Origin of the sequence: Scleromatobacter humisilvae, assembly GCF_023231945.1 — a bacterium.
Lineage (GTDB): Bacteria > Pseudomonadota > Gammaproteobacteria > Burkholderiales > Burkholderiaceae_C > Scleromatobacter > Scleromatobacter humisilvae.
In genome coordinates, this window is sequence record NZ_JAJLJH010000001.1 from 961,801 (window position 1) to 985,879 (window position 24,079).

Annotated in this window: 20 protein-coding genes and 2 pseudogenes; 7 read left to right on the forward strand and 15 right to left on the reverse strand. The window is 69.8% G+C overall.

The annotated features are described in order from the left end of the window. Window positions 1-159: 159 nt before the first annotated feature. Window positions 160-924 (reverse strand): annotated as a pseudogene (locus tag LPC04_RS04595) (cation:dicarboxylate symporter family transporter); the annotation flags it as partial. On the opposite strand from LPC04_RS04595, the gene LPC04_RS04600 reads away from it, so the two are divergent. After that, a complete protein-coding gene (locus tag LPC04_RS04600; RefSeq protein ID WP_275681005.1) occupies window positions 833-1,567 on the forward strand; it encodes a substrate binding domain-containing protein in 735 nt (244 codons plus the stop codon). The pseudogene LPC04_RS04595 and the gene LPC04_RS04600 sit on opposite strands and share 92 nt — an antisense overlap. Here the strand turns inward: LPC04_RS04600 and LPC04_RS04605 are convergent. Genes LPC04_RS04605 through LPC04_RS04615 form a run of 3 tightly spaced genes read right to left on the reverse strand, consistent with a single transcriptional unit; the run spans window position 1,530 to window position 4,180 of the window. Continuing rightward, window positions 1,530-2,252: an aldehyde dehydrogenase family protein gene (locus LPC04_RS04605; protein WP_275681006.1), complete on the reverse strand. Its 723-nt coding sequence runs from the start codon at window positions 2,250-2,252 to the stop codon at window positions 1,530-1,532. The genes LPC04_RS04600 and LPC04_RS04605 overlap by 38 nt on opposite strands. Further along, window positions 2,249-2,986, reverse strand: coding sequence for a transporter substrate-binding domain-containing protein (locus LPC04_RS04610; RefSeq protein WP_275681007.1), 738 nt, complete (start codon window positions 2,984-2,986; stop codon window positions 2,249-2,251). The genes LPC04_RS04605 and LPC04_RS04610 overlap by 4 nt, the downstream gene beginning before the upstream one ends. A gap of 27 nt (window positions 2,987-3,013) precedes the next feature. Next, a complete protein-coding gene (locus LPC04_RS04615; RefSeq protein ID WP_275681008.1) occupies window positions 3,014-4,180 on the reverse strand; it encodes a pyridoxal phosphate-dependent aminotransferase in 1,167 nt (388 codons plus the stop codon). A gap of 158 nt (window positions 4,181-4,338) precedes the next feature. Between LPC04_RS04615 and LPC04_RS04620 the strand changes: the two genes are divergently transcribed. Beyond that, window positions 4,339-5,772, forward strand: coding sequence for an aminotransferase-like domain-containing protein (locus LPC04_RS04620; RefSeq protein WP_275681009.1), 1,434 nt, complete (start codon window positions 4,339-4,341; stop codon window positions 5,770-5,772). Here the strand turns inward: LPC04_RS04620 and LPC04_RS04625 are convergent. The 5 genes and pseudogenes from LPC04_RS04625 to LPC04_RS04645 form a co-directional block, all read right to left on the reverse strand. Continuing rightward, window positions 5,712-5,981, reverse strand: a pseudogene (locus LPC04_RS04625) (helix-turn-helix domain-containing protein); the annotation flags it as partial. The gene LPC04_RS04620 and the pseudogene LPC04_RS04625 overlap by 61 nt on opposite strands. A gap of 145 nt (window positions 5,982-6,126) precedes the next feature. Then, on the reverse strand, window positions 6,127-6,477 hold the full coding sequence (locus LPC04_RS04630) for an amidohydrolase family protein (protein ID WP_275681010.1): 351 nt from the start codon (window positions 6,475-6,477) through the stop codon (window positions 6,127-6,129). A 6-nt stretch (window positions 6,478-6,483) separates the two neighbouring features. Next, a complete protein-coding gene (locus LPC04_RS04635; RefSeq protein WP_275681011.1) occupies window positions 6,484-7,533 on the reverse strand; it encodes an extracellular catalytic domain type 1 short-chain-length polyhydroxyalkanoate depolymerase in 1,050 nt (349 codons plus the stop codon). Between the two features lie 86 nt (window positions 7,534-7,619). Further along, window positions 7,620-8,624 carry a putative phage abortive infection protein gene (locus LPC04_RS04640; protein WP_275681012.1) on the reverse strand — a complete coding sequence of 335 codons (1,005 nt, stop codon included), beginning with the start codon at window positions 8,622-8,624 and terminating at the stop codon, window positions 7,620-7,622. Window positions 8,625-8,931: 307 nt separating this feature from the next. Then, window positions 8,932-10,098 (reverse strand): hypothetical protein, encoded by a 1,167-nt coding sequence (locus LPC04_RS04645; protein WP_275681013.1) that lies wholly within the window; start codon window positions 10,096-10,098, stop codon window positions 8,932-8,934. 190 nt (window positions 10,099-10,288) lie between these two features. On the opposite strand from LPC04_RS04645, the gene LPC04_RS04650 reads away from it, so the two are divergent. Together LPC04_RS04650 and LPC04_RS04655 are read left to right on the forward strand one after the other, a co-directional pair. Continuing rightward, the gene (locus LPC04_RS04650) at window positions 10,289-11,089 is read left to right on the forward strand and encodes an alpha/beta fold hydrolase (protein WP_275681014.1); all 801 of its coding nucleotides are present in this window, start codon (window positions 10,289-10,291) and stop codon (window positions 11,087-11,089) included. A 1-nt stretch (window position 11,090) separates the two neighbouring features. After that, window positions 11,091-12,611 (forward strand): sensor histidine kinase, encoded by a 1,521-nt coding sequence (locus LPC04_RS04655; RefSeq protein WP_275681015.1) that lies wholly within the window; start codon window positions 11,091-11,093, stop codon window positions 12,609-12,611. 317 nt (window positions 12,612-12,928) lie between these two features. On the opposite strand, the gene LPC04_RS04660 is transcribed toward LPC04_RS04655, so the two are convergent. The 5 genes from LPC04_RS04660 to LPC04_RS04680 form a co-directional block, all read right to left on the reverse strand. Next, complete coding sequence (locus LPC04_RS04660; protein ID WP_275681016.1) at window positions 12,929-13,321, reverse strand: response regulator; 393 nt, start codon at window positions 13,319-13,321, stop codon at window positions 12,929-12,931. A 157-nt stretch (window positions 13,322-13,478) separates the two neighbouring features. Beyond that, entirely contained in the window at window positions 13,479-14,372 is an 894-nt protein-coding gene (locus LPC04_RS04665; RefSeq protein ID WP_275681017.1) for a 2-hydroxy-3-oxopropionate reductase, read from the reverse strand. A 22-nt stretch (window positions 14,373-14,394) separates the two neighbouring features. Beyond that, window positions 14,395-15,183 carry an HpcH/HpaI aldolase family protein gene (locus LPC04_RS04670; protein WP_275681018.1) on the reverse strand — a complete coding sequence of 263 codons (789 nt, stop codon included), beginning with the start codon at window positions 15,181-15,183 and terminating at the stop codon, window positions 14,395-14,397. A 65-nt stretch (window positions 15,184-15,248) separates the two neighbouring features. Then, window positions 15,249-16,583: a glucarate dehydratase gene (gudD, locus tag LPC04_RS04675; protein WP_275681019.1), complete on the reverse strand. Its 1,335-nt coding sequence runs from the start codon at window positions 16,581-16,583 to the stop codon at window positions 15,249-15,251. A 238-nt stretch (window positions 16,584-16,821) separates the two neighbouring features. Then, window positions 16,822-17,415 carry a GNAT family N-acetyltransferase gene (locus tag LPC04_RS04680; RefSeq protein ID WP_275681020.1) on the reverse strand — a complete coding sequence of 198 codons (594 nt, stop codon included), beginning with the start codon at window positions 17,413-17,415 and terminating at the stop codon, window positions 16,822-16,824. Window positions 17,416-17,520: 105 nt separating this feature from the next. Between LPC04_RS04680 and pdxR the strand changes: the two genes are divergently transcribed. Continuing rightward, window positions 17,521-19,017 carry a MocR-like pyridoxine biosynthesis transcription factor PdxR gene (gene pdxR / locus LPC04_RS04685; RefSeq protein WP_275681021.1) on the forward strand — a complete coding sequence of 499 codons (1,497 nt, stop codon included), beginning with the start codon at window positions 17,521-17,523 and terminating at the stop codon, window positions 19,015-19,017. Here pdxR and LPC04_RS04690 read toward each other — a convergent pair. Next, window positions 18,992-19,309 (reverse strand): EthD family reductase, encoded by a 318-nt coding sequence (locus tag LPC04_RS04690; protein WP_275681022.1) that lies wholly within the window; start codon window positions 19,307-19,309, stop codon window positions 18,992-18,994. The genes pdxR and LPC04_RS04690 overlap by 26 nt on opposite strands. Window positions 19,310-19,495: 186 nt before the next feature. On the opposite strand from LPC04_RS04690, the gene LPC04_RS04695 reads away from it, so the two are divergent. Continuing rightward, window positions 19,496-21,991, forward strand: coding sequence for an ATP-binding protein (locus tag LPC04_RS04695; RefSeq protein WP_275681023.1), 2,496 nt, complete (start codon window positions 19,496-19,498; stop codon window positions 21,989-21,991). Window positions 21,992-22,203: 212 nt separating this feature from the next. After that, window positions 22,204-24,057 carry a thiamine pyrophosphate-binding protein gene (locus LPC04_RS04700; protein WP_275681024.1) on the forward strand — a complete coding sequence of 618 codons (1,854 nt, stop codon included), beginning with the start codon at window positions 22,204-22,206 and terminating at the stop codon, window positions 24,055-24,057. Window positions 24,058-24,079: the final 22 nt, after the last annotated feature.

The following is a 24,079-nucleotide window of genomic DNA, read 5'->3' on the forward strand; positions in this document are numbered from 1 at the left end:
GAGTGCTTGGAAACAGCTTAGCGATATCGGCTAAACGATTTTCGTACCCGGTCAGACCGCTTGCTGACCATCAAGTCTTGGTGACGGAATATCCATCGAATGGACTCGAGTTCGACTGCGAGCCATCGGTGATGGCTCGGTCGGCTTCGGGCGCCCTCTTCAATGGGCGATGATCTCCGATCTGCCGCCTCGATCTTGAGGTACTTGGTCGTGAAGCCGATCATCGCCATCCATCCCTTCCGAGTCTTGAGCGGCGACTCTTCCGTTGAGAACGTCGTCAATACGTTGGCGGTCGAGCGCGCCAACCCATCGCGCGATTGCGACCGTGGCTACCGCGTTGCCGATGGTGTTCGTGATCGAGCGAGCCTCTGCCATGAACCGGTCCACCCCGATGAGCAGCACCATCCCTGCGACGGGGATCTTGCCCATCGAGGCCAAGGTGGCTGCGAGGGTGACGAAGCCTGCGCCGACCACCCCCGCTGATCCCTTCGAGGCGACCGTCAGAACGCCCAGCACCAGAAGCTGCTCCGTCAGCGTGAGCGGCGTGTTGGTGGCCTGCGCGATGAAGATGGCTGCCATTGTGAAATAGATGCACTGGCCATCGGCGTTGAACGTCAGTCCAGCCGGCAGGACGAGGCCGACCACAGGCTTGGACACGCCCAGGTGCTCCAGCCTGCGCATCAGTTGCGGCATCGCCGATTCGGACGAACTTGTCCCGAGCACGATGAAGATCTCATCCCGGATGTATTTCAGGAACTCCCACAGGCTGAAGCCGGCGAGTCGGGCAATCGCACCGAGAACCACTGCGACAAACAGCGCGCAGGTGACATACATGCAGGCCATCAGCTTGCCCAGCGACACGATCGATCCCAGGCCGTACTTTCCAACAGTCAACGAGATCGCACCGAATGCGGCGAGTGGTGCGCACGACCTGACCGACAGCGCGGTCGGCTTGCTGCGTGTCACCGCGCCGGTGACCTGGGGCCGCGCGGTTCTCGTCCCGTTGCTGCCCGCATTTCTCGCAAATCATCCCAGGGTGCGGCTACAGCTCACGCTTCTGGACCGCGCGGTCGACTTGGCCAGTGAAGGCTACGACCTCGCGATCCGGTTGACCCCTGCGCTGCCCGAAGGAATGGTCGCGCGTCGGCTGGCACCGCTCGACTACGTGGCCTGCGCCGCTGCCAAGCCGAAGATCAGGGTGCGATCGCCCGAGGATCTGGCCACCGTCCCATGCCTGGTCTATGGTGAAGGCGACTTGCACGCGACATGGCGCTTCCGCGACCGCACGGGTCGGATCCAGCGCGTCAAGGTGCAAGGGCCCTTGATGATCAACGATGGAGAAGCCATCCTCCGCGCCACGCAAGCCGGCGTCGGCGTGGCAGTGCTTCCCCGCTACCTCGCAGGAGAAGCCCTGCGCGACGGGAGCTTGCGCGAGCTGCTGCCAACCTGGACGCCATTACCCCCCGTCGGCGCCGAACCACACGTGTTGTGGTTGCGCGACCGCTATCAGCCCTTGAAGGCGAGACTCTTCATAGATCACCTGCTGGCGCGCTTGCGCGTCGACTGAGGTCCGCTGCCAATCGAGCCTCGACGGCAGCAATGAAGGCTGCAGTGTCGGCAATCATCAGGGCGTGCTCGCCCAGCACCGCGCCACCGGTCGCGATCGTGACGACGCTGCTCGGCATCCCGGCCGCGACGAGCGTCTCGACGAGCCGGATGGCCGACAGCGGCGTCAGTTCGGACGGCTTGAGGACGACGGCGTTGCCGCCGGCGATCGCGGGTCCCAGCTTGTGCGCGACCAGGTTGAGCGGATCGTTGTAGGGTGTGATCGCGACGACGACGCCGAGCGGCTCGCGCGTGAACCGGCCCTGTCGGTCGCCCGAACCGGCCCAGCCGCGGAACGGCACGATCTCGCCGCCGTTGCGACGCGCCTCATCGGCCGACAGCCGGAGCGTGTTCACGCAACGCAGGACCGACTTCTTCGCCTGCCGGATCGTCTTGCCCGCTTCGGCCACGATCAGGGCGGCGAAGGCGTCACGATCGCGCTCGACGAGCGCGGCGCAGTCATCGAGCAGGCGGGCTCGCTCGTGGCGCGACAGCCCGCCGCAGAGGCGGGCACCTCTGGCCGCGACGTCCAGCAGATCGCGTGCAGCCTCTGGCGGCAGGTCGTCGACCTGGCCGACCTCCTCGCCGTTGAACGGATTGCTCACCGAGATGACACCAGGCCGCATCGCCAACGCGAGCGCGCTCATGACCGGCTCGCGTCGCCGGCGGCCGGCAGCGCGCCGTCGATCTCCGCCGCCGTGAAGCCGTACCGGGCCATGCGCTGCCGGTGGTCGGCCGATCCGAGGTAACGCGCCAGTTCGCGATTCACGGCGTCGATCAGCGCGGTGTTGTCCTTCTTGAACGAGAAGGCGCCGACCGGCGCATTGGCGCCGGTGCCGGTGGCATGCGCGACGGCTTCGAGCTCCGCGTTCGACTCGGCGATCACGCGCCCGCCGAGCGCCGTCCCCGTGAAGGCGTCGATCGTGCCCGCGAGCAGCGCGGCAACGGCGTCGGGTTGATCCTTGAACTCCACCAGCTGCGCGTCGCGCACGCCGGCTGCCTTGGCCGCCAGGGTCTGCACCTGCGCGGGGATGACGCCCAGGCGCGCGTCGACGCGAGCCGCGACGGACGCATAGCTCGTGACCGCCTTCGGATTGCCGCGGTGCACGACGAAGCCGTCGACCACGGTCCAGACCGGCACGCTGAACGCGACCTGCTGCGCGCGCTCGGGCGTCACGAAGATCGGCACGTTCATGTCCCAGTGGCCCGCCTGCACGCCGGGCAGCAGTTCCTCGAACTCGACCTTGCGCCATGCAATGGCCGTGGCGCCCGCTGCGCTCAGCACAGTTTCCGCGAGCTCGACGTCGGCGCCCGTGGGCGTGCCGTCCGGCCGCGTCCAGTAGAACGGTGGCTCGTCGAGGTAGGCGATCGTGATCTTCATGAGGTGCTCCGGTAAGGGTGAATCGATTCAGGCCGCGGCGGCATCCAGCGCTTCGGACAGCGCCGACAACGCCGGCCCGAGCCGCTCGGGCGGCAGGAAGCCGAAGCCGAGCCGGAACGCGCGCTCGCTTTCGCCGAACCAGGAACCGCACGCGAGCTGAAGGTCGTGCCGCGGCAGCAGCGCCCAGAAGCGTGCGACTGCAGCGTCGTCGAATGCGTCGGTTCGCAACCGCAGGCAGCACAACGCGCCGGCGTCCGGGCGCACCCAGTCGACGCGTGCGCGCTCCGCCTCGCGCCAGGTCGCCAGTTGGTCCAGCGCGTTCGCGAGCAGGCGGCGCCGCGGCGCGAGCACGCGTTCGCGATGCTGCAGCAGCACGCTCGCGAGCGTCTCGTCGAGCACCGAGCCCGAGATCACCGTGTTCATCTTCGCGACGACCAGTCGAGCGCGCAAATCCGCATCGGCCACCGTCAGCCAACCCGTGCGCAGGCCCGGCGCGCCAAGCGCCTTCGACACCGACGCACCCGTCACGATGCGCGAGTCGAGCGCCGCGAAGCTGTCGACCACCGGCGCACCGCCATGGCTGGCCTCGCGGTAGGTCTCGTCGATGAACAGCAGCGACTGCGGCGACCGCGTGCGCATCGCCGCGAGGAGTTGCTCGACCTCGGCGCGCGTCGCCTGCACGCCGCCAGGGTTCTGCGGCGACGCGATGCTCACCAGCCGCGTGCGCGGGCCCAGCACGGCGCCGATGCGATCGACGTCCAGCCGATAGCCGTCGTCGAACGACAGCTTGACTTCGCGCACGGTGGCGCCTGCGCCGACGAGGCTGTCGCGGCTGAGCGGAAAGCAAGGCGTCGCGAGCACGGCCTCGTCGCCGGCGCGGCAGGTCTCGAACGCGAGCAGGAACAGTCCGAGCGCGGTGCCCTGCGTCGTGACGACCTGGTCGGGCGCGACGTGGCAGGCCCGCGCGATCTCCTCGCGCAGCGCCATCGAACCCGCGGACGTCCCGTAGCCCAGCTTGAGATCACGGATGCGGTCGAGGCCCGCGAGATCCAGCAGCTCGCCCATCGTCAGGTCCTGCGACGTGCTCTCGGCCAGGTTGAATGGCCGGTTGACGTCGAGCAGCGTGATGATCTCGTTGTACGGGAAGCGGCCGCGCCACGGGTTGTCGTCGAGGTTCGCGGGAGAGTGCTGCACGTCTTTTCCTCGTGATCGAAATGAACGGATGGCGCGAATCCTAGCGAGTGGACGTCGACCAGAACAGTCACAGTTTCGAGAGATTCGATCGACACAGTTGGCTTGTCGGGCGCAAGGCGAACGGCCACAATCGACCTGCCTATTCGAGAGCCGCCCGCATGGAAGTCCAGACCGCCTACCGCTACGAGCAACTGGCCGATCTCGTCGCCGAGATGGTCGCCAACGGCGCGCTCGCGCCCGGCGCGCAGGCGCCCTCCGTGCGCGCCGTCAGCGAGCAGCATGGTGTCAGCGTGTCCACGGTGCTGCAGGCCTATCGCACGCTCGAGGACCGCGGCATCCTGGTCGCACGCCCGCAGTCCGGTTTCTACGTGGCGCTCGCGCCGCGCGGCGCGCTGGCGCTGCCGTCGGCCTCGCGCCCGCGCGCGAAGGCGTCGACGGTCTCGATCGGCGGCGCCGTTGCCGCATTGCTCGAGCACGCGTCGAACAGCTCGCTCGTGCCGCTGGGCTGCGCGGTGCCGGAGGCCGCGCTGCTGCAGTCCAGGCGCCTCGACCTCGCGCTCGCGCGCGCCGCGCGCCAGCACGGCACCGAGTACAACATCTACGGCGCGGCGCGTGGCGACGCGGGCCTGCGCCGCGAGATCGCGCGGCGCGCGATGCGCCTCGGCCACGCGCTCTCACCCGACGACGTCGTCATCACCAACGGCTGCAGCGAGGCGATCATGCTGGCGCTGACGTCCGTCGCCGAGCGCGGCGACACGATCGCCGTCGAATCGCCGACGTATTTCGGCCTGCTTCACACGCTGGAGATGCTCGGCATGAAGGCACTCGAGGTGCCCACCCATCCGACACTGGGCGTGGACGTGGCTGCGCTCGCTCGCCTGCTCGATACCGAGGCGGTGGCCGCCTGCGTGCTGTCCTCGTGCTTCAGCAATCCGCTGGGCTCGACGATGTCCGAGGCCGACAAGCGCGCGCTGCTCGCCCTGCTCGCGCGCCGCAGGGTCCCGCTGATCGAAGACGACGTCTATGGCGAGATCCATTTCGGCCGCGAGCGCCCGAGGCCGTTCATCGCGCTCGAGGGCGGCGTCGACACGATCTACTGCAGTTCGTTCTCGAAGAGCCTCGCACCAGGCTACCGCGTCGGCTGGATCGCGACGCGCACCCATGCGCAGAAGGTCGTGGAGCGCAAGATGGCCTTCAGCCTTTGCGGCCCGACCCTGCCACAGGTGGCGTTCGCGGACTTCCTGGCCAGCGGCAGCTACGACGCGCATCTGCGCCGCATGCGCCGCACCTTCGACGACAACCTCGCGCGCATGATGCGCGCCGTCGAGGCAAGTTTTCCCGCCGGCACCAAGGTGAGCCGGCCCGCCGGCGGCTTCGTCCTGTGGCTCGAACTACCCAAGCCGTTCGACTCGCGCGCGTTGTTCGATGAGGCGCTGGAACACGGCATCTGCTTCGCACCCGGCGATGTGTTCTCGGCCAGCCGGCGCTATCGCCACTGCCTGCGTCTGAGCGCCGGCTATGCGTGGAGCGATCAAATGGAAGAAGGCGTCAGGCGCTTGGGACGCCTTGCACGCGAGCAATCGGATCGGTGATCTCGGCCTCCCAAAGCGCCTGGCGGGGCTTCCCGGTTGCCTCGTCTCCAGTTGCCTGCTCGACTGCAGCGAGCAGGCATGCTGGTCAGTCTGTGTCCCGCGCGATAGGCGCTCGGCAGGACGCCGAGTTCCCGACGAAAGACCTGTGCGAAGTGACTCGGGCTCGCGTAGCCCACCTCCAATCCGACCTCGACCACTGCGCGACTCGTTTCGCAAAGCGCAGCTTGCTCGGAGAGCTCGCTCGCTCCACGGCGGACGCCTCAATCGCGCTCCTGCGTGGCTGCGCGAAAGCACATCGGCTGAATGTCTGCGGAGTCCGTGCGTCGCGGCATGTGCGCCGACGTCCGACCAGGCTCAGTACAAGCCGACCTTGCCCTCGAAGGCCGCGAAGATCCTGGCAGGGTCGATGCCGATGCCTGCCTTGAACACCAAGGGCATTCGCTCGATTGCGGTGACGTCGGCCGCGACATGGCCGTCGATCACCACGACATCCGCGCGCTTGCCCACTTCGAGTAAACCGGCCTCGCGATCGCGCTCGAGGTATCGCGAGCCGTTCAGCGTCGCGATCCTGATCGCCTGAGGCACGATGAAGCCCTCTTCCGCGAGCAGTTCGATCTCCCGCTTGCCCGAATAGCCGGAGAGGCGCGTCGACCGCATTGCCGCGTCATGCGAGCGCGTCAGATGCGTGGCCCGGATCGCATGCACGGCGTCTCAAACCCGGGCCTTGCGAAATTGCCGCGACGCAAAGGCCCAGATCAGGCGTGACATGTCCGGCCCGGTCGGATCGCTGTAGGGCTGGCCCGTCGCGCCGCCGCTCCAGGCGTGACCCAGGCCGTCGATCTCGACCAGGGTGGCGAGAAGCGAGGCTCGCCGCTTGAAATCCACGACACGCATGGGCTTGCGGCTGCCGCGCTGCAAGCGTCGTTCCGCGCCTTCTCGAACCGGCGCCGTGTCGAGCGCATCGCCCGCATGCGCCCACGCGTGGGCGGCCGCGCGCGCGTTCGCACGCACGACGATCGGATCGGCAGTGCCCTGGATCACCAGCAATGGCGGCAAGGCGACGTCCGGCACCGACCAGGCCTTGCTGCGGCCCCGGCCTCGCATCGCCGCCAGCGCCGTGGCGCTGGACTGCGCGGCCCCCGGCCGCACGCCGGAGTGCATCGCGACCGCCGCGAAGCGCTCGGGATGCCGGGCAGCGACCAGCGCGGCCAGGCTGGCGCCCGCAGACAGGCCCCCGATCGCGACACGCGACGCGTCGGCCCGGTGGCGCCGGATCACCTGGTCCACTGCAGCGACGACCACGCCCGCCTCGACCTGCGCGCGGCCGGAGCGCGTCTCGAACCAGTTCCAGCAGCCCTGCGCATTGGCGAGCCGATCCTGCTCTGGATACAGCACGAGGAATCCCTCGCGCTGCGCGATCGCGTCCATGCGGGTGCTCCGGGCGAAGGCGACGCCATCCTGCCCACAGCCATGCAACATCACCAGCAGCGGCGGGCGGTCACTCGCGCCCAGTCCGGCCGGGACGAAGAGGTGATAGCGCCTGCTGCCGGCACTCCCCACCGCCACGCCAGTCAGCCACCGCTTCGCCAGGACGGCCGGACCGCGCTTCGCAGACTTCTTCGCCGCTGGCGCTGGCTTGGCGATCCGCGACATCGACTGCTTGACGGCCGCGCGTCCGACCCGCAGCGCGAATTGCGATGCCACACGCGCGTTGCGTGACACGATGCCCGCCCAGATCCCTGCCTTCTTGCGCTTCGCCATGCGGGCCATTCTGCGGCGCCGTGGCCCGCGGCTGCGTCAGGAAATGCCGCATCTCATCGCGGTGAGGATGTCTCGGCCCGATCGAATCAGGGTGCCGCCGGATCCTGCGGCTCGCGAAGTCCCTGGTCGGCGAAGAACTTGTCCTTGGCCTTGCCGAAGGCCTTCACGTGGTAGTGCGCGGCCGACTCCCTGTTGATGCACAGCGTCGGGCTCAGGTGCTGGAGAACCCGGTATTCCTCGAGGAGTCGCTTGAGTCCGTTCTCGCCGAGTGCGGACAGGCCGTTGTAGAAGATCAGCCCCAGCTCGGAGTTGCTGAGCTGGGCCCTCAATATCCCCGCCAGGGCGTCCTTGTCCTTCTGCTCGAGCGCGCTCTCGTCGATGAATCTCAGGATCCGATACAGGTTCCTGAAGTAGTGGGCAAGCTCGTCCGAATACGAGGCATTGAGCTCGCCGAAGAGGAAGCGGTCGAACTCCCTGAGCGACCGCTTCGCGGCGCCCAGCCGGTCGTTCTTCCTGCTCTCGAGCGAGTAGGCCGGCTCGAAGACCCGCTCGTAGAAATAGCGGAACGCTCTCCGGCCTTCGAAGGCGACCTCCCTGGGCGGCACGCCGGGTGCGATCGGCTCGTAGTCCTTGAACGCAGTGTCCTGGACGATCTGGTTGTGCAGGGAGATCATCTCGAAGAACGCAGCCCGCGTGGCCTGGTCGCTGCCGAGCTTGTTCTGCAGCGCGAGCGCCTCCGCGGTCCGCTTCTGCGTCTCGACCGCCGCCTCGAGTTGCTTGCGGGTCAGTTCCTTGTCGTCATCCGCCGCCTTGAGGGTGGCGCGAGCGAGCGACAACTGCTGTTCCTGCAGGAAGATCGTGTAGACCAGCGCGAAGAACGCCAGCATCGACAGGATGGGGCCCAGCAGGCCGCCAAAGAACGTCCCGAAGTTGTTCCATTCGGACGAGCTGGCCGACACCGCCGAGCCGAAGTAGTGCCGGTAGACGAGCGCTGCCGCGATCACGCCGCACAGCGCCATCGCGGCGACGAGGATGAACATCCACGCGCTCCACGGCGTCGCGGCCTTCGCACGAGTTCGAGGTTCGATCATGGGGCCTCTCTCTCACATCGAAGTGTCGAGACGCCGATTCTGCCTGCGGCCTCGCGATCGGATGAACGGGCGCCGCCGGATCGGTGCGAAACGTGGTGCCTCGGCCGCGGGGTGCGCTGACGCACAGGCGCCGACGGTGCCGAAGCACACCGTGCCGGCATGAGAATCGAGCCCGCACGTCGTTCAACCAGGCCCCCTCCCGAAGCCAGGCGCGGCGTCGTTCAGCCTGCGCGGCGCGTCTGCGGCAGGAGCTGAAGCTGGACAACGCCGTCGTCGAAACCGGGCGGGGATGCCGAGTTCGTCGGCGTCACTGCACGATCGCGGGCAGCTCCTTGTGGCGATCCTTGTCGCTCCACGTGCCGGCCAGCGACCCCCCGCCGATCGTGAGCTCGAACCGGCCCTGGCTCGCCGTCTGCTCGACGGCCACGACCTGGCCGCCCTGCAGCTGCACCACCAGCTTGATGGGCGCGCGGTACCTGTCGTAGGCGTACCAGCCCTGCGTGTCGACGCCCTCGCGCAGCGGCTCCAGTTTCATCGTGATGGCGGCGCCGCCGACGCGGCCGTGCAGCTCGCGCCCGTCGAAGCGGGCGGGCGGCGCCGGGGCGTCGCCTTGCTGCCGCACCACGGCGAGGCCGTACGGCGTGAGCAGGCCCGCCAGCTCGGCGGCCGGGATCGGGATCGTGATGTCGCCGACGTCATCCAGCGCCCGCCCCGCATGGTTGCTGCAGCGGTATCGGAACACCTTCATGCCGCCGTGGCCGTCGAGCGAGAACCCTTCGTTCAACAGCCACCACGGCGTCGAGGGCTGGCTGTCGACGCTTTCGAGGCAGTCCTTGTTCATCGCGACGCGGTCGGCGCTGTCGTCGTTCGGGTCCTTCTTCGTGCGCCTGGCCGCGGCCTTGATCGCGCCCTCGAGTTCGCGCAGCTGCCTGCGGTAGGCGCTGCGGCGCCCGGCATCGACGCGCCGGCCGACCTCCGCGAAGCCGTCGGGCGTCAGCAGGTCGCCCAGCGACAGCAGACGCCCGTCGCGCAGGTCGAACAGGCGCGTGTAGGCGAAGTTCTCGCAGTAGGCGCCGCAGCCCTCGCCGTCCAACGCCAGCGACAGCAACCTGGGGCTGAACGCCGGGATGAACTCCGCCTTGAACTCCAGCGAACTCGTGCCCTGTGTCTCCTTGCCGGGCGGCGGCGTGAACGTCCTGCCAGGCGCGGACGGCACGGGCACGCCATCCAGCATCTCGTTCCAGACGGCGGCGTTGATGCGCTTCGCCACCCCGGGCGCGCCACCCGTGACGAACGGCATCTTGATGGCGCCGTCCCTGGGCAGGTTCCCGGGCATGTCGGCGCCGGCCGGCAGCTTCGGCAGCTTCAGCGTGCGCTCCTGCACCGCGACCGGCGGCGCGCCGTCGGCGAACGCGGTGACGACGGCGCCGGCGAGGATCAACGCGAGGGCGACGGGGACGAGGCGTTTCGGCATGCCGCCATTGTCGTCGCGTCGCCTGGACGTGCCGCCTTGCCGCACCGCTTGCGAACGCCCGGCCCCCGCAGTGCTCGACAGATGCCTCGTGTTACGCTGACATCGTGGCGCGAGCCACCCGGGAAAACGGCGGGTCGCGCTCGCTGGCGTCAGCCGTGCGCTCCACGGTGGCCAGATCCGCGAGGCAACCGTGTCCGTCGCTCGCCGTAACAATGTTCACGTCCAGGGCTCGGGCCCTGCCATGGTCTTTGCCCACGGTTTTGGTTGCGACCAGAACATGTGGCGCCTGCTGGCCCCGCGCTACGCGTCGAGGTTCACGACCATCGCGTTCGACCAGGTCGGCAGCGGCCAGTCCGACCTCGGCGCCTACGACCCGCAGAAGTACGGCAGCCTGCACGGCTACGCCTCGGACGTCATCGAGATCCTGCAGGAGTTCGCCGACGGGCCCGTGGTCTTCGTCGGGCACTCCGTGGGCGCGATGATCGGCCTCCTCGCCGGCCTGAAGGCGCCGGCGCTCTTCGCCGGGCACGTCATGGTCGGCCCGTCGCCTTGCTACATCAACGACGGCGACTATCACGGCGGCTTCTCGCGCGAGGACATCGACGGACTGCTGCAGATGCTGGAGGCCAACTACCTCGGCTGGTCCAGCAGCATGGCGCCGGCCATCATGGGAGCGCCCGACCAGCCCGAGCTGGGCGTCGAGCTGACCAACAGCTTCTGTCGCACGGATCCGGACATCGCCAAGCAGTTCGCCCGCGTGACCTTCCTGTCCGACAACCGCAAGGACCTCGCCGACGTGACGACGCCGAGCCTGATCATCCAGTCGGAAGAGGACATCATCGCGCCGCTGGCCGTCGGCGAATACCTTCACGGCAAGCTCGCGAAGAGCATGCTTCGCGTCGTCGAGAACGTGGGGCACTGCCCGCACCTGAGCGCCCCGAGCGCGAGCGCCGACGCCATGGACGAGTTTCTCGCCACGCTGGGACATTGACGTGCCCGAGGCATTGCCCGCGCTGCCCGGGGTCGAGGAGCTGTTCGAGCACTTTCCCTGCGGCCTGGTCGTGACCTCGGCGCGCGGAACGATCATGCGCGTCAACGAGACGCTCTGTTCGTGGCTGGGCGTGCGGCCCGAAGACATCGTCGGCCGCAAGAAGCTCCAGGATCTCTTCACCGTGGGCGGGCGCATCTTCCACCAGACGCACTGGCTGCCGATGCTGCAGATGCAGGGCTCGCTTTCCGAGGTGAAGTTCGACCTGACGCACAAGGACGGACGTGCGATCCCCATGCTGTTGAACGCCGTGCGTCGCAAGACCGGCAACGGCGAGTTCGACGAGGTCTCGCTGACGATCTCGGAGGAGCGCAACAAGTACGAGAAGGAACTCCTGTTCGCGCGCAAGCGCGCGGACGACCTGCTGGTGCAGCAGCGTGCAGCGCAACGGACGCTGGAGGAGGCCCAGTCGCGACTGCAACTGGCCGTTCGCGTCGGGGCGCTGTACCTGTGGGACGTGGACGCCTCCACGCTGCGGCGCAGGTACCAGCCGGAGGTCGCGCTGCTGCTGGGCCACGCGTCGCCGGTCGCCGTCGATCACGACATGTTCCTCGCCGCCATCGTCGACGAGGATGTCGACGCGGAAGCATCCGCGTTCCGCGCTGCACTGGAACAGCCCGGCCAGGTCCACACCTGGGCGCATCGCCTGAACGGCGCGGACGGCGTGCAGCGGGTCGTCTCCGTCTCGGCCCAGGCCTTCACGGACGATGACGGCACCCTCGCACAGCTCGTCGGCGTGGCCAGCGACATCACCGAGTCGGTGCTCGAGCGTTCGCGCGCGCACGATCGCGCCATGTTCGCCGAACAGATGATGGCCATCGTGAGCCACGACCTGCGCAACCCGTTGTCGGCGATCGTCATGGGAGCCCAGGTCGTCGGCCTGGGCAACGACTTGTCCGACCAGAAGAGCAAGGCATTGGCGCGCGTGGTCAGTTCCGCGCGGCGTGCGCGACGGCTGATCGACGAACTGCTGGACTTCACGTTGGCGCGCGTGGGCCGCGGCCTGTCGGTCAACCGGACGCCGGTCGATCTGCGGATGCTGGTCGCCAAGGTCGTCGATGAACTGGCGCCCGCGTTTCCGGGACGCGGATTGAAGGTGCACGCCATCGGCAGCGGGACGTGCACGGCCGACGCCGATCGTGTCGCCCAGCTCGTCGGCAACCTGGTCGCCAATGCGATGACTTACGGTGCCGTCGACGCCGACGTCACCGTGACCAGTTGGCTGGCGGGCGGTATGGCCGGCATCCACGTGCACAACGAAGGCGCCCCCATCCCGCCTGCATTGCTGTCCGCGATCTTCGAGCCCATGGTTCGAGGAACGCCCGAGAACAGCTCCGCGCGGAGCGTGGGCCTGGGGCTCTTCATCGTGCGCGCGATCGCCGATGCGCATGGCGGCGAGGTCAAGGTGCGATCTTCGGCCGAGGCGGGAACGACCTTCGAGTTCAGCTTCCCCGCGGCCGGCTAGCAGGCAGCAGTCGCCGGGTCGACGCGCGGCGAGGCCTCCGCGGCTCGGCGCCCGCGACCGGCGGCCGGATCGCCCGGCGAGCTGAATCCCGTTCCGGGGCAATCCACCAAGGCTTCCATGACACCCACGTCCTGCCTTCTCCTCGCTGCCACGCACGCGGCCTGCGTCGCCGTGACGAGTGCGGCCTCGATCTGATTCCTCCGGTCGTAAAAAAAGGAGAGCCTGGGCTCCCCCTTCCGGTCTGCAGCAACGATGCGCTGCAGCTCAGATCGCGACCGGGCCTGCACAGGCATCCGATGACCGATGCACGCCCTGATCTACCGATCACACTGCGTGCGATCCAGGAGGTCGTCGATCTCCTGCAGCCTGGGCGGCTTGGACAGCTTCACGTCGAAGACGTCCGACCCCGAGCGCAAGGGCTCCTCGTCCGCGGACATGCCGGTCAGCGACGCGATGAGCTGCGGAGGCTCGCTCCCGTCGCGCATCAGGCGGGCTGCACTGCAGCCGTCGAGGCGGGGCATCTGGACGTCGAGGATCGCCAGGTCGGGATGCCAGTCCGCGCAGACTTCCACGGCCTCCTGCCCGTCGTACGCCGCGAATGCCACATGCCCCTTCGCGCGAAGAAGGTCGACGAGGGAGTCGGCGGAGTCGTGGTTGTCGTCGACGACGAGAACACGGCATCGAGTAGGCATGGCGGCAATCAGGGGCATGGATGGCCATGCCAAGCAATGCGCGATCCCGCGCGCGCCTCTTCAACGACGATGCGCCGAACCGGGCTCCACCAACTCGCGATGCTGCTCGGCCAGGGCGCTGCCGGGCGTCGGCGCGGCCGACCCCTCTTCTTGCAGGCCGCCAGCGCGTGCCGGCTCAGGCCCCGGCGACCTCGTGGTCGGCCATCAGCTCGAGCGCGCGAACGAGCGCGGAGTGGTCGAGGTCGGCCATGCCGTTGGCGGCGCAGGCCTGCATCAGCTGCGCGGCGCTGGCGGTCTGCGGCAGCGACACGCCGAGGTCGCGCGCGCCCTGCAGCGCGAGGCCCAGGTCCTTCTGGTGCAGCCGGATGCGGAAGCCCGGCGCGAAGGTGCGCTTGATCATGCGTTCGCCGTGCACCTCGAGGATGCGGCTGGCCGCGAAGCCGCCCATCAGCGCCTGGCGCACGCGCGCGGGGTCGGCGCCGGCCTTGGACGCGAACAGCAGCGCCTCGCCCACCGCGGCGATGTTGAGCGCGACGATGATCTGGTTGGCGACCTTCGTCGTCTGCCCGTCGCCGTTGCCGCCGACCAGCGTGATGTTCCTGCCCATCGTCTCCAACAACGGTCGGACGCGCTCGAAGACGGCCTCGTCGCCGCCGCACATGATCGTCAGCGACGCGGCCTTCGCGCCGACCTCGCCGCCCGAGACCGGCGCGTCGATGTAGTCGGCGCCGACATCGTTGATGCGCCTGGCGAAGGCCTTGGTCGCCATCGGCGAGATCGAGCTCATGTCGACGACGACCTTGCGGGCGCCGCCGCCCGCCAGGCCGGCGGCGACACCCTGCTCGCCGAACAGCACGGCCTCGACGTCGGGCGTGTCCGGCACCATCAGGAAGACGACGTCCGCGCGCTGCGCGACGTCCCGCGCGTTGCCCAGCAGCGTCGCCGCCGACGCCGCGATCGACGCCGGCACCTTGCCGCGCGTGCAGGCGAAGAGCTCGTGTCCGGCGTTCAGGAGGTTGAGCGCCATCGGCGCGCCCATGATTCCGAGGCCGATGAATCCGACTTTCATTCGAGTGTCCTTGTGGATGGGTTCAGTAGGTGCCGGCGGCGGGCGGCGCCGACGCGCGGCGCATCCGCGCGACCGTCTGCTGCGCGCCCGCGGCGATGAAGCGGGCATCGGAGCCCACCGTGACGAACTGGAACCCGTTGGCGATGCGCGCGAGGGCGCCGTCGGTCGTGCCGTTGTGGATGCCCGCGACCAGCCCGTGCGCCTTGGCGCGCGCCAGGATGTGGGCGATCGCCTGCGCGGCCTTGGGGTCGACGTCGTCGAAGACCGGGCGGCATCCCAGCGCCAGCGACAGGTCCGACGGCCCGATGTAGATCGCGTCGAGGCCTTCGACGGACAGGATCTCGTCGAGGTTGTCCAGCGCCTGCGCCGTCTCGATCATCGCGAAGGTCACGATGGTGTCGTTGGCATGTTCCGCATAGTCCGCGCCGCCGTACAGCGACGCGCGCACCGGGCCGAAGCTGCGCGTGCCCTGCGGCGCGTAGTGCGTCCACGCGACCAGCTTCTGCGCATCCTCGCGCGTGTTGACCATCGGGCAGATCACGCCGTACGCGCCGGCGTCCAGCGTCTTCATGAGGATGCCGGCCTCGAGCCAGGGCACGCGCACGACGGGCACGGTGTCGGTGGTCGAGATCGCCTGCAGCATCGGGACCATCGACGCGTAGTCGACCACGCCGTGCTGCAGGTCGATCGTCAGGCTGTCCCAGCCCTGATGGGCCATCGTCTCGGCCGAGAAGCTGCTCGGGATGGCGAGCCAGCCGTTGACGACGGCGCCGCCGGATTTCCAGATCGAGCGCAGGCGGTTTTCTCTCATGGCGGACTCCGGTGTGGACGGGAAAAGGCGATCGGCGACGCGCGCACGCCGGACCGCGAGCCGGCTCAGCGATCCAGCGCCGGCCGCTTGGGATCGAACTTCCAGCCCGGGATCAGGAACTGCATCGCCATCGCGTCGTCGCGCGCGCCGAGGCCGTGCTGCTGGTAGAGGCGGTGGGCCTTCTCGACCTCGCCCATGTCGAGCTCGATGCCGAGGCCGGGCTTCTTCGGCACCTGCACGAGACCGCCGACGATCCGCAGCGGCTCCTTCGTGAGGCGCTGCCCGTCCTGCCAGATCCAGTGCGTGTCGATCGCCGTCACGCGGCCCGGCGCCGCGGCGCCGACGTGCGTGAACATCGCCAGCGAGACGTCGAAGTGATTGTTGGAGTGCGAGCCCCAGGTCAGGCCCCAGTCGCGGCAGGTCTGGGCCACGCGGATGGAGCCGGCCATCGTCCAGAAGTGCGGATCGGCCAGCGGGATGTCGACCGACTGCAGCGCCAGCGCATGGCTCATCTGCCGCCAGTCGGTCGCGATCATGTTGGTGGCGGTCGGCAGTCCGGTGGCGCGGCGGAACTCGGCCATCACCTCGCGGCCGGAGAAGCCGTCCTCCGCGCCGCACGGGTCTTCCGCGTAGGCGACGACGACGCGCATGTCCTTCATCAGGCGGATCGCGTCCTTCAGCAGCCATCCGCCGTTCGGGTCGAGCGTGACGCGCGCCTGCGGGAAGCGCTCGTGCAGCGCGACGATCGCCTCGATCTCCTCGTCGCCGCGCAACACGCCGCCCTTCAGCTTGAAGTCGTTGAAGCCGTAGCGCTCGTGCGCGGCCTCGGCCAAACGCACGATGGCCTCCGGCGTCATCGCCTGCTCGTGGCGCAGCCGGAGCCAGTCGTCGGCGGCCTCGGGATCGCGCGCGTACGGCAGGTCCGTCCTGTCGCGGTCGCCGACATAGAACAGGTAGCCGAGCATCTCGACGGCGTCGCGCTGCTGGCCCTCGCCGAGCAGCGCCGCGACCGGCACGTCGAGGTGCTGGCCGAGCAGGTCGAGCAGCGCGGACTCGATCGCCGTGACGGCGTGGATGGTCGTGCGCAGGTCGAAGGTCTGCAGGCCGCGGCCGCCGGCATCGCGGTCGGCGAAGGCCTGCTGGATGCGGGCGAGCAGGCCCTGGTGGGCGCCGATGGCTTGTCCGACCACCAGCGGACGCGCGTCCTCCAGCGTCTGGCGGATCTTCTCGCCGCCGGGCACTTCGCCGACGCCCGTCCGGCCGGCGGAGTCGGTCAGCAGCAGCAGGTTGCGCGTGAAGAACGGGCCGTGCGCGCCGCTCAGGTTCAGCAACATGCTGTCGCGGCCGGCGACGGGAATGACGGTCAGCGAGGTGACGACCGGCGTGGAGGATTGCGGCATGGAGGCTCCAGGCGAAAGGCGATTCGTCGCACGCCGCGTCCCCGCACGTCCGCGAATGCGCGGCGCCGCTGGCACGGACGCCGCTCGACGCAAGTTGTATGTTGTCCGATGACTTGATCGAACTATCCGCCTTTGAGCCCGAAGTGACAACCAGGGGTTTATGCTGATCCGTGAGGCGCGCCCTCGCCCGCGGAGGTTGCACGCCTTGTTGTACGATGTCTTATGAGTTGGTTGGCCTTCAACGCGGCTTGACGAGTTGCCAGTCGAGGTGCGACCGCACCGTCGGCCACTCGGCGCGCGTGATGCTGTAGACGCAGGTGTCGCGCAGCGAACCGTCGCGCGCGAGCGCGTGGCTGCGCAGCACGCCATCGAGCTTGGCACCGAGGCGCTCGATCGCGCGCCGGCTCTGGTGGTTGACGAAATGGGTGCGCAGTTCGACGGCGATGCACTCGAGCGCCTCGAACGCGTGGCCCAGCAGCAGGCGCTTGCACTCGGTGTTGAACGCGCTGCGCTGCATCGAGGCGGCGGTCCAGGTCGAGCCGATCTCGACGCGGCGGTTGGGGGTGTCGACGTTCATGTAGCTGGTCATGCCGACGACCTTGCCGCGCGCGTCGCGCGTCGTGAACGGCAGCATCGAGCCGTGCACCTGCAGGTCGAGCCGGCGTGCAATCTCGGCGCGCATGTCCTCGGGACGCGGGATCTTCGTGTACCAGAGGTTCCACAACTCGCCGTCGCGCACGGCGGCGACGAGTTCGTCGTGATGATGGAGCGACAGCGGTTCGAGCGAGCACGACGTGCCCTCGAGACGGATCGGCGACGGCCAGGTCGACATCGGCAGCTTCCTTGTGAAGAGAGGCCTCCACGTTAAGCCGCTGCTGGATCTCCGAGAAGTGCCAGAATTGCTACTTTTGATGGTGCCACGAAGGAACGTCCCGACATGCCCGCCACGCTGCTGCCGCAGGTGCTGCTCGAGGAGCCGCTGGATCGCGCGCGCGGCGCGGCGCCGCTGCAGCGCCAGCTCCATCAGCGCCTGAAGCAGGCGATCCTGCGCGGGCGCCTCGCCGCGGGCAGCCGGCTGCCGGGGTCGCGCGCGCTGGCCGAGGCGCTGGCGGTCTCGCGCAACACCGTGACCGCCGCCTACGAGCTGCTCGCCGCCGAAGGCTACCTGCAGCCGGATCGACGCGGCACGCGCGTGGCCGCCCTGGCGACCGCGCCGCGGCCCGCCGCCGCGCGCGCGGTGCCGCCGATGGCGGACGTCGCCCGACGGCTGGCGCGCATCCACGTCGTGGCCAAGCCGGGCCACGAGATCGCGCTGCGCCCCGGCGTGCCGGCGCTCGCGCACTTTCCGCTCGCGGACTGGCGCCGTGCGCTCGATCGCGCAATCGACGCCGCCGGTCCGGCGGGCCTCGGCCAGGGCGACCCGCTCGGCGAGCCGGCGCTGCGCGGCGCGATCGCGCGCCATCTCAGCGTCGCGCGCGGCGTGCGCTGCGACCCGGCGCACATCGTCGTGACGGAAGGCGCGCACGAGGCGCTGTCGCTGTGCGCGCGGCTGCTGGCCAATCCGGGCGACACCGTCTGGATCGAGGAGCCCGGCTATCGCGGCGCGCGCGCGGCGATGCACGCCGCCGATCTCGACGTGCAGGCGGTTCGCGTCGACGCCGACGGCCTCGCCGCGAGCGACGCCGACTGGGCCGCGCGCCCGCCGCGCCTCGTCTGCACGACGCCGTCGCACCAGTACCCGACCGGCGCCGTCCTCAGCGCCGCGCGGCGTCTCGCGCTGATCGCCAACGCGCGGCGCCATGGCGCGTGGATCGTCGAGGACGACTACGACAGCGAGTTCCGCCACGCCGGCGAGGCGATCGGCGCGATGCAGGGCCTGGTGCCGCACGCGCCGGTGCTGTACGTCGGCTCCTTCAGCAAGACCTTGTTCCCGTCGCTGCGCATCGGCTTCCTCGTGCTGCCGGAGGCGCTCGCGGCCCGCGTCGCCGCGCCGCTCGGCGAGCTGCTGCGCAGCGGGCATCGCCACGAGCAGCTCGCGCTTGCCGGCTTCATCGAGAGCGGCGCGTACGGCCGCCATCTCGGCCGCATGGGACGGCTGTATCGCGAGCGCCAGCGCGCGTTGCGCGAGGCGCTGTCGCAGCACCTGCGCGTGCCGCACGGCATCGAGGGCGGACGCGGCGGCCTGCATCTCGTCGTGCGCCTGCCGGCCGACCATCCCGATCGCGCGATCGAACAGGCCGCGCTGCGCCACGGCATGGCGCCGCAGGCGTTGTCGAGCTTCGCGGCGCGCCCCACCGCCGCGGACAACGGCCTCGTGCTCGGCTACGGCAACACGTCGGCCGAGTTGTTCGAGCCGCTGGTGCGGCGGCTGTCGCAGCTCGCGCGCGCCGCACGCCAGCGCAGCAGCGTCACTGGCCCACGACCACCTCGCTGACCTGCATCACCGGCTGCAGGTCCGTGTAGTTCGCGATGTCCGCCAGGATCGCCTTCGCATGCGGCCCGAAGCCGGCCTGGAAGCTCTCGACCGAGTCGCTGTAGATATGGCACATGCCGACGAAAGGTGCGGGTTCGCCGGGCGCGCCGCCGGCGAGGCCCTTGTCCACCGTGTAGAACAGGCACTTGTCGCCCATCGAACTCTTCACGAGCGGCATGTGCTTGTCGCGGTAGTAGGCGTGGTCGAACCTCGCGCCCAGGGTGTTCGGGTACATCACGCTGACCTTGATCATGGCTGGCTCCTCGATGCCGGGACGCATCATTGCGGTGCGGAATCCTGCACCGAAAGGGACGCGCCAACAAGCCGAGCCGATCTCGAAAACACGCCTTGTCACGCCGGATCGACGATGTAGATTCCCTGCTTGGTTGGCGCCGCGAACTCGGATCCCCGATGTCAGGCGAACCGGAGGCGACGAACGATGGGGCAACGCATCTGCTTCGGCAACGCGGAGATCCGGCTCGACGAGCGGGTCGTCCTGGTGGGAGGCCAACCGGCAGCGCTGGGTTCACGCGCGTTCGACATGCTCGCGGTGCTCGTCGAACATCGTGCCCGCACCGTCTCCAAGAACGAGCTGCTGGACCGGGTCTGGCCCGGCATGGTGGTCGAGGAGAACAACCTGGCCGCGCAGGTGTCGGCGCTGCGCAAGGCGCTCGGGCCGCAGGTGATCGCGACGGTGCCCGGCCGCGGCTATCGCTTCGCGGCGGCGGTCGAGGACTCGCCGCAAGTCGCTCCGACGGACCCGCCGGCACGCACGCTCGGCGAGACGCCCATGCCGGCGACCGCGGGCGAACTGCGCGGCCGCGAGCAAGACATCGCGGCGCTCGTCGACCTCGTTCGCCAGCATCGCCTCGTGACCATCGTCGGCGCCGGCGGCATCGGCAAGACGAGCGTCGCGGTGGCGGTGGCGCGCGCGCAGCGAGGCGGCTGGCGCGACGGCGTGAACTTCGTCGACCTGACCGAGATCCGCGACCCGACGCTGGTGGCGCGCGCGGTCGCCCAGGCCGCGGGCCTGCCGGCCGTGGCGAACGACGAGCCCCTGCCGCCGCTCATCGAGGCGCTCAAGCCGCTGCAGATGCTGCTCGTCGTCGACAACGCGGAGCACCTGCGCGACGGCGTCGCGATCCTCGCCCATGCGGTGACTTCCGGCGTCCCCGGCGTGCATCTGCTGGTGACCAGCCAGGTGCCGTTGAAGACCGACCTGGAGCAGGTGTTTCGCCTCGGCCCGCTGGAGTTGCCGACGACCGGGGCGTCGCTCGGCGAGGCCGTGTCCAACGGCGCCGTGGCGCTGTTCGTCGACCAGGCACGGGCGGCCGATCGCCGCTTCGAGGTGACGTCCGCGAACCTGCCGGTCGTGATCGACCTGTGCCGGCAGCTCGATGGCGTCCCGCTGGCCATCAAGCTGGCCGCGGCGCGCCTGCCGTTGTTCGGCCTGGCCGGACTCGCCGCGCGCCTGGGCGACCGCCTGTCGCTGCTGACGCAAGGCGCGCGCACCGGGCCGCGCCGCCAGCAGACCCTGCAGGCCGCGCTCGACTGGAGCCACGCGCTGCTGGACGATCCCGCGCGCCGCGTCCTGCGCCGGCTGGCCATCTGCGCGGGCGGGTTGACGCTCGAACTGGCCGCCGCGATCTGCGGCGACGAGTCGCTCGATGCCTGGCAGGTGATCGACCAGCTGGGCGAGCTCGTCGACCGATCGCTGGTCGAGGCCGACGGTGTCGAGCGCGTGCGCTATCGCCTGCTGGAGTCCGCCCGCGAGTACGCACGCCTGCGCCTGGACGAGTCGGGCGAGCGAGCGCGCGTGCAGGCGCGCCACGCAGAAGCGATCACCGCGATGATGGAAGCGGCCTACGAAGCCTACTGGCGCAGCGCCGACGCGCCGTGGCTGGAGGACTGCGCGCCCGAGATCGACAACATCCGCGCGGCGCTCGAATGGAGCACCGCGCACGACCCCGAGCTCGCGCTGCGCCTGGCCGGCTCGTCCAGCGTCGTCTTCCTGCTGACGGGCCAGGCTCCCGAGGCGCGGCGGCGGCTGGCGGCGCTCGAGTCCGTCGCGATCCAGGCGGGCGCGCTGCCGGCGGCGAGCCGGTATTGGCTGGAACGCAGCCGGCTGCACCTGGGCGTCTCCGGCGCGGTCATGGCGGAACTCGCCCTGCGCGCGGCCTCGCACTACCGCGCGGCCGGCGACGCGCGCGGCCTCTACCTGGCGCTGCGCTGCGCGGCCGGCAGCGGCTCGCTGCCCGTCGACAGCGCGACGGCCCACGTGGCCGAGATGTCGGCGCTGCAGTCGCCCGACTGGCCGCTGCGGCTGCGCCTGCAGCTCGATCTCGCCCGCATCACCGTGATAAGCGCGGAGGGCCGCCTCGAACAGGCCCGCGAGGCCTACCTCGACCTGCTGCGCCAGAGCACCGCGGCCAAGCTCGACTCGATGACCGCCGTGGCGCGGGTCGGGCTCGCGGCGACGCATCTCGCCCTCGATGATCCGGACGCCGCCATCCGGGTCGCGCGGACCCATGTCGACGCGCCTTCCGCGCGGCGCGGCAACCTGATCCTGCCGGCGCTCGCCACGATCGCCGACGCGCTGCTGCACGGCGACGACGTCGACGCCTCGCGCGAAGCGGTCATCGCGTTGATCGACGCCTCGCGGATCCGCGCGTGGGAGTGGTTCGGCCTGTATGCCGACCTGTTCGCGCTGCTGGCCGTCGCCCAGGGACGCTTCGAGGCCGCCGCCCGCCTGCTGGGCCACGCGGACCACGCGCACCGACGCGCGGGCCAGCGGGACGCGAACTCGGCCCGGGCGCGCGCGCGCGTGGCCGCGGCGCTCGCCGGCGCGCTCGATCCGGCGACGCTCGCGAGGCTGCAGGACGAGGGCAGCCGCCTCGATGACGAAGCTGTCTCCGAGTTGACGCTGGCCACCTGACTCCGCGCGTCCGCCAGCGCACGCGCGTGCCTCGACGCACCGTCGCGGTGCCGCCGATGCCCAACCGATCGCTGCATCGGATTACCCATTGCCGAGCCTGTTGAAAAGGCAGAAGATGCGCGCTCGAGGCAACCGGCCGGATGGCACAAGGGGCCCGAAACCAGCCGGACGCACGCGATGCACCGGATTGCCATCTAGAGGAGGGTCGATCCGTGAAGTCTCTGCACACCACAGCGATATCCACCGCCTCCGCGACCCCGCGGGCCCCGTCGACGTCGTTCGTCGTCCTCAAGAACCAGACGGTGTCCCAGGTGCTGCTGAAGTACCTGGCGCTCGAAGGCGTGGACACGCTGTTCGGCGTTCCCGGCGGTGCCGTGATGCACCTGCTCGACGAGCTCATGACGCAACGCGACGCGCTCCACTACGTCGTCTGCCGCCAGGAGACCGGTGCCGCCTACATCGCCGACGGCTACGCGCGCGTCTCGGGCAAGCTGGGCGTCGTCGTGGTCACCTCCGGCCCGGGGGCCACCAACGCGCTCACCGGGACGATGAACGCGCAGAACGCGGGCGTCTCGCTGCTGACCATCACGGGCGAGGTCGGCGAGCAGTACTTCGGCATGGGCTACCTGCAGGAGGGCGTCGACGCCAGCCTGAACATCGACGCCGTGTACGGCAATGCGTCGGGCTACTCGGCCGTCATCACGAATCCGTCCAACTTCCAGGCCTTGTTCGCGCAGGCCCTGCGCGAGGCGCTGGGCGTGCCGCACCGGGCGGCCCACATCAGCCTGCCCGACGACCAGGCGGGCATGCCGATCGCATCGCTCGACTTCCCGCTCAAGCCGCAGAACTACCGCGCCACGCCCAGCTGCACGGACGCCGCGGGCGCGCGCAGGGCGTTCGAGCAGCTGGCCGGCGTCGCGCGTCCGCTGATCTTCCTGGGCAGCGGCGCGGCCGAGGCGCTGCGCGGGCCGCGGCTCGCGGCCTTCGCGGCGATGGTCGATCGCCTGGCGATCCCGGTGATGACCACGCCGGACGCCAAGGGCATCTTCCCCGAGTCCCATCCGATGTCGCTGCGCAATTTCGGCACGGCGTTCTGCGAATGGACGAAGTACTACATGGTGCCGCGGCTGCTCGACCCGGCGGCGCGCGAGGGCTTCGACAGCCTGCTCGTCCTCGGCACCACGCTGGGCGGCCTGGCCACGAACAAGTGGGATCCGATCCTGCTGCCGCAGGGCTCGCTGGTGCAGGTCGACATCGATGCGTCCGTCATCGGTCGCGTGTTCCCGCTCGATTTCGGCGTCGTCGCGGAGATCGGCTCGGTCATCGACGAGCTGGTCGCGCTCGCCGACGCCACCCAGCCCGACGCGCGCGTGCAGGAACGCCGCGCCTTCATCCAGCGCATCAAGGCCGGGAAGTCGCCGTGGATCGCGCCCGAGATGCGCGAGGCGCGCCAGGCGCCGATCCCGCCGCAGGCGGCGATGAAGTGCATCAGCGACCTGCTGCCGCAGGGCTCGCACGTCTTCGTCGATGCGGGCAACTCGGTGGGCTGGTCGCTGCACTATCTCGAGATCGACCCGCCCTCGCGCCTGCACAACGCGCTCGCGATGGGGCCGATGGGGTTCGCCGTGGGTGCCGTGATCGGCGCCAAGTTCGCCGCGCCGGACGCCACCTGCCTGGCGATCGTCGGCGACGGCGCGTTCCTGATGCACGGCAGCGAGGTGTCGACGGCCGCGGCCAACGGCATCGGCGCGATCTGGGTCGTGCTCTCCGACAACGACCTGGCCATGGTGAGCCAGGGCATGAACGCGTTCTTCCCCAGCAAGACCGGGCAATGGCGCGACTACTACGCGCTGGGCAAGCCCGACCTGGCGCGCTTCGCCCAGGCGCTCGGCGCCAACACGTTCGAGGTGAACGACGCTGATGCGATGCAGCGTGCGCTGTCCGGCGCGATCGACGCCGCCCGGACGAACAAGGTGCCGCAGGTCATCGTCGTCCATATCGACACGACGCAGATCCCGCCTTACTACCAGGATCCCGGCACCCCGCCGCCGGCACCGGCGCCATGACCCCTTCCTGATCGAGCCTCGC